This is a genomic window from Nitrospirota bacterium (assembly GCA_016214385.1).
Lineage (GTDB): Bacteria > Nitrospirota > Thermodesulfovibrionia > UBA6902 > JACROP01 > JACROP01.
In genome coordinates this window covers 1-4518 of the sequence record JACROP010000153.1, presented here as the reverse complement: position 1 = coordinate 4518, position 4518 = coordinate 1, and the positions used below count along the sequence as shown (strand labels likewise).

General features: G+C 45.2%; 7 protein-coding genes. All 7 read right to left on the bottom strand.

The genetic code is table 11. The features are described from left to right. Positions 1-323: regulatory protein RecX (locus tag HZC12_09585; protein ID MBI5026954.1), on the bottom strand; the 323-nt coding region annotated here is incomplete at its 3' end. Continuing rightward, a complete protein-coding gene (locus HZC12_09580) occupies positions 304-1461 on the bottom strand; it encodes a type IV pilus twitching motility protein PilT (GenBank protein ID MBI5026953.1) in 1158 nt (385 codons plus the stop codon). The genes HZC12_09585 and HZC12_09580, both read right to left, overlap by 20 nt. A 3-nt stretch (positions 1462-1464) precedes the next feature. Then, entirely contained in the window at positions 1465-2463 is a 999-nt protein-coding gene (gene recA / locus HZC12_09575; GenBank protein MBI5026952.1) for a recombinase RecA, read from the bottom strand. Next, positions 2456-3034 carry an RNA 2',3'-cyclic phosphodiesterase gene (gene thpR / locus HZC12_09570; GenBank protein ID MBI5026951.1) on the bottom strand — a complete coding sequence of 193 codons (579 nt, stop codon included), beginning with the start codon at positions 3032-3034 and terminating at the stop codon, positions 2456-2458. The genes recA and thpR overlap by 8 nt, the downstream gene beginning before the upstream one ends. Further along, a complete protein-coding gene (locus HZC12_09565) occupies positions 3031-3501 on the bottom strand; it encodes a CinA family protein (protein MBI5026950.1) in 471 nt (156 codons plus the stop codon). The genes thpR and HZC12_09565 overlap by 4 nt, the downstream gene beginning before the upstream one ends. Before the next feature lie 19 nt (positions 3502-3520). After that, a complete protein-coding gene (locus tag HZC12_09560; protein ID MBI5026949.1) occupies positions 3521-4015 on the bottom strand; it encodes a phosphatidylglycerophosphatase A in 495 nt (164 codons plus the stop codon). After that, positions 4012-4431, bottom strand: coding sequence for an OsmC family protein (locus HZC12_09555; protein MBI5026948.1), 420 nt, complete (start codon positions 4429-4431; stop codon positions 4012-4014). Before HZC12_09555 ends, HZC12_09560 begins: the two co-directional genes overlap by 4 nt. Between the last annotated feature and the right edge of the window lie 87 nt (positions 4432-4518).

The window sequence follows — 4518 nt, the reverse complement described above, 5'->3', positions numbered from 1 at the left end:
GCTGTTTCCTCTTCTGTTTCTTTTGTAAGACCTGACAGGGTCTCTTTTATAAGCTCTCTTTCTATGCCCCTCTTTGTGAGCAAAGCCCTTATGCCTTCTCTGCCAAGACCCTTCCCCTCTACAGCAACCCTGAGGAGCTCAGACGCCAGGGCACTATCCCTTATGAAACCTTCCTGCTCAAGGGCAGCGATTGTAGAGTCAACCGTGTCTGTATCAAATCCTTTTTGAACAAGCCTCTCTGTCAGCTCTTTCCTGCTCCTTGAGCGATAGCTAAGGAGTCTTAATGCGTAAACCCTGGCCTCCTCAGCGGGCGAACCTCTCAATCTTGGGTTTTTCCTCCTCACTCTTCACCGCTCCTCCACCTTCTTCCCATGCATCACTCGTGGACTGAATGCCTTTGACTTTAAGGGCAAAATCATCAGGATTTGTGGCCCTTCTCAGGGCGTCTTCATATGTAATAAGGCCATCTCTATAAAGCTGCATGAGAGACTGGTCAAAAGTCTGCATACCATACTGGCTTAGGCCCTGGGCAATAACATCAGGGATGAGCTTTGTTTTGTCCGAATCTGTAATACAGTCTCTGACAGTAGCAGTTGAAATCATTATTTCAACAGCAGGCACTCTCCCTTTCTCATCGGCCCTCGGAACAAGTCTCATTGAGATAACTCCTTTAAGGACAGCCGCCAGTTGAAGCCTCACCTGCTTGTGCTGATACGGAGGGAAAACTGATATAATTCTGTTAATGGTCTCTGTTGCGTCCACTGTATGCAGGGTGCTGAGCACAAGGTGACCTGTCTCAGCAGCAGTAAGCGCAGTCTGTATTGTCTCAAAGTCCCTCATCTCGCCAACGAGGATGACATCAGGGTCCTGCCTCAATGCCTGCCTCAGCGCCCTGCTGAAGGACTCTGTATCAGAGCCAACTTCACGCTGATTGACTATGCTGCTTTTGTCCCTGTGAAGGAACTCTATAGGGTCTTCGATGGTAACTATGTGACAGGTCTTGTTTGAATTTATGAAGTCTATCATTGCTGCTAAGGTTGTCGATTTTCCACTGCCCGTTGTACCAGTCACAAGTATAAGCCCTCTGGGTTCCAGTGCAATCTTTTTCAGGACAACAGGGAGGTGCAACTCCTCTATCTCAAGTATCCTCATTGGAATAACCCTGAAGACCATGCCAATAGTGCTTCTCTGAACAAAGATATTGCACCTGAAACGGCCAAGGCCTGGCACGCTGTAAGCAAGGTCGATGTCATTTTTCTTTTTAAAGGCATCCCTCTGACCTGCGTTCATTACAGAAAAAGCAATATTTACAGCATCCTCAGAAGTCAATCTCTGCTCATCCCGTATTGGAGAAAGTTCTCCGTTAATGCGAACAATCGGAGGGCTGCCAACCTTTATGTGAAGGTCTGAGGACTCCTTTGAAACAGCTTTTTTAAGAAGAGCATTGATATCAACAGGCATAACTTACCTCCTTTGGTTGTAAGCCTCTAATATCCTGGACTCGATTGCTTTTGCTATCTCCGGGTTTGACTTCATATATTCTTTGGCATTCTCACGGCCCTGGCCTATCCTGCTACCATTATGAGAATACCAGGCACCTGATTTTTCTATAATCCCCTTTTCGACACCGAGGTCAACAATCTCACCAACCTTTGAAATACCCTCGTTAAAGTATATATCAAATTCAGCCTGTTTAAACGGGGGGGCAACTTTATTTTTTACCACCTTCACCCTTACTCTGCTTCCAACAGCCTCCTGGTTTTCCTTCAGATTGTCTATCTTTCTGATATCAAGCCTGACAGAAGAATAAAACTTCAGGGCATTGCCACCAGTTGTAGTCTCAGGGTTACCGAACATAACGCCTATCTTCATCCTGATTTGATTGATAAAAACAACAGTAGTCTGACTCCTTGAGATGGCTGCTGTCAGTTTCCTTAATGCCTGGCTCATCAGCCTTGCCTGTAGCCCCGGCAGGCTGTCTCCCATTTCACCTTCAATCTCTGCTTTGGGTACAAGAGCAGCCACAGAATCTATAACAATCAAATCCAGGGCGGCACTCCTGACCAATGCCTCTGCAACTTCCAATGCCTGCTCCCCTGTATCAGGCTGACTTATCAGGAGGTCTCCGACTTTTACTCCGAGTTTACCTGCATAATTAACATCAAGGGCATGTTCTGCATCTATAAAGGCTGCAACTCCCCCGGCCTTCTGGGCCTCTGCAATTGCATGCAGGGCTAAAGTAGTCTTTCCAGAAGACTCAGGGCCAAATATCTCTATTACTCTCCCTCTCGGATACCCACCAACCCCCATGGCCATATCCAGCCCAATAGAACCAGACGGGATCGTAGCTACCTCTGCAGTTATCTCATCAGCGCCGAGCCGCATTATAGCGCCCCTGCCAAATTGTTTTTCTATCTGTGAGATCGCCATTTCAAGGGCTTTTGAACGCTCTTTATCAGACATTTCCCCCTCCTTGCCCCAGGGTAAGCTCAGCGAGTCTTGTATACTGGGCTCCTGTGGGCCTTAAATCACTTTTCATTAAAGATATGGATTTTACCTCCATAAACCCAAAAATGTCTTCTTTATGCAATTGCATTACCTCAATCAATCTTTCACGCCCTCTAAATGACTTTACCCTGCCCAGAGTCAGATGAGCTGTAAATGGCCTGTCTTCTTTCTCAAAACCCAGGGAGGCCATCTCCTTTTCAATAGCTGCCTGAAGTCCTGCAAGGATATTATTGCCTTCCACACTGACCCACAGAACCCTCGGAGCCCTTATATTTGGAAACATCCCAGCACCTCTGACCTCAAGATTAAAAGGCGGATATTCTCTGCATATTCGGTCCATTGTATTTACAATCTCCTTAATATTTTCTTCCTCAACATATCCAAGAAATTTGAGCGTAAGATGCATACCATCAGGTCTAACCCATTTAACATCAGCCTCGGTTTTCTTCAACTCTTCCTGTAGATTATTCAGGGCAATCTTTACTGTTTCAGGCAGCTCTACTGCAATAAAACACCTCAGGCTCAAATCTGTAAATGCTCCCTTAATAGTGATAGGGCAGCAGATGATGCCTGATCTTTTATCTCTTCCCTGCTGCCGGAAAATTTAAATTCCCGGGAACAAACGCCCTTCTCAAAAGAAAGGGCAACATATACAAGCCCTGCTGATTTACCTTCCATTGAATCAGTCCCTGCTACCCCTGTTACTGCCAGGCCAAAACTGGTTTTAGCACGCTTCCTTACAGCCTGCGCCATGGCCTGTGTAACCTCTGCGCTAACTGTGCCATACTGCTCAATAAGCCCCTCTTTGACCCCTAAAAATCTGGTCTTAGCTGCCTTGGAATAGCATACCACAGAATACTCAAAATATGCAGAGCTTCCTGGGACATTTGTAATCCTGTGGGAAAGGAGCCCCCCTGTGCAGGACTCGGCTATTGAGAGGGTCAGGCTTTTCTTAATTAGGAGCTCGCCAATCTCCTGCTCAATGGTTATCATCTGCAAATAATCTCATTCCTTAGTTTGCAACCAAATATCTCCACAGTTGTATGCATATATTGGCGTAAAAAGCAGCCACGAGGTCATCAAGCATAATGCCAAGACCTCCTTTAACGCTGCGTTCAATGAGCCTTATTGGTGGAGGCTTCAGGATATCAAAAAATCTGAAGAGGATAAAAGCAGATAGCAGGTAAGTGATTTCTTTTGGTAGGAATAAAACAGACAAGAGAAACCCTGCAAATTCATCTATGACTATACAGTGTGCATCCTTTTCTTTAAAAAGAATCTCTGCCCTTCTTGAGGCAAAAACACCGGTAACAAAGACCGCTGAAATGGTCAGGATATAAACTGAAACAGGCAGGTCTTTTATAAGCAAAAATGTGACAAAGCCGGCAAGACTCCCGAAAGTCCCAGGTGCTACAGGCAGGTAGCCTATAAAACCCAGTGTTGCGATGTTTTTTGATAATAATTGGCTAATGGTATTAGATTGAACTTCTTTTGTTCTCAGCCTTATTCCTCAATTATATTGTAGCTGAAGTTTATCTCTGCAGAGCCTTCAAGGGTTGCCTTGACCGAGCAGTACCTCTCCATTGAGAGTTCAATAGCCCTTTTTACAGCTTCTTCTGAGAGGTTGCGGCCTGTCACTATATATTCTATAGCGATGTCGGTGAATCTTTTAGGATAGCTCTCTGCCTTCTCTCCTTTTACACTAATCTCAAGGCCTCTGATATCCTGTTTTTTCTTTTTAAGTATGGATACTACATCCATGCCAGAGCATCCGCCAAGCCCGATAAGGAGAAGCTCCATTGGCCTTACGCCTGTATTATTGCCGCCCACAGATGCATCGGCATCCATTACTATTGCATGACCTGAATCAGCACTGCCAACAAACTGCATGCCATTAACAAAGGTTATTTTTGCGTTGCTCATAACTCACCTCCATTGTTTTCTAAACTTTAGAGAATATCCTGCCTTTTGTCAATTTCATGAGAAAGTTATGTTAAGATTAAGTCATGT